The organism is Aeromonas bestiarum, from assembly GCF_000819745.1.
In the GTDB taxonomy this organism is placed as follows: Bacteria; Pseudomonadota; Gammaproteobacteria; order Enterobacterales; family Aeromonadaceae; genus Aeromonas; species Aeromonas bestiarum.
In genome coordinates this window covers 298919-299456 of record NZ_CDDA01000015.1, presented here as the reverse complement: position 1 = coordinate 299456, position 538 = coordinate 298919, and the positions used below count along the sequence as shown (strand labels likewise).

At 67.1% G+C, this 538-nt stretch carries 1 protein-coding gene; it reads left to right on the top strand.

Annotation, left to right across the window (positions count from 1 at the left end; all coding sequences use genetic code 11):
- On the top strand, positions 1 to 538 hold a 538-nt coding region (locus tag BN1118_RS08545; protein ID WP_209428865.1), incomplete at both ends, for a putative Ig domain-containing protein.

Genomic DNA, 538 nt, shown 5'->3' with positions numbered 1-538 from the left:
CGGCTACGGTGACCATCACCATCAACCCGCCGAGCATCAGTCTGATCACCACCACGTTGAGCAACGGCACTATCGGCATCAGCTACAGTGCGACGCTCACCGCCTCCGGCGGCACCGCGCCCTATACCTATGCGATCACCGCCGGTAGTCTGCCGGTCGGCCTGAGCCTGAATACCGGCACAGGTGCCATCAGTGGCACGCCGAGCGCCAGCGGCACAAGCAACCTGACCGTGACCGCCACCGATGCCAACAGCGCGACCGGCTCCCAGGCCTACACCCTCACCATCGATGCCCAGGCCCCAGTCGCCGGTGCCGTCAGCGCCACTGTCGCTGCCAACAGCAGTGCCAACCCGATCACCCTGGCCCTCAGTGGCGGCGCTGCCACCAGCGTCGCCGTAGCCAGCGCCGCCAGCCATGGCACTGCCACCGCCAGCGGCACCAGCATCACCTACACCCCGACCGCCGGATTCTCTGGATCCGACAGCTTCACCTACACAGCCACCAACGCCAGCGGCACTTCCAGCCCGGCTACGGTGAC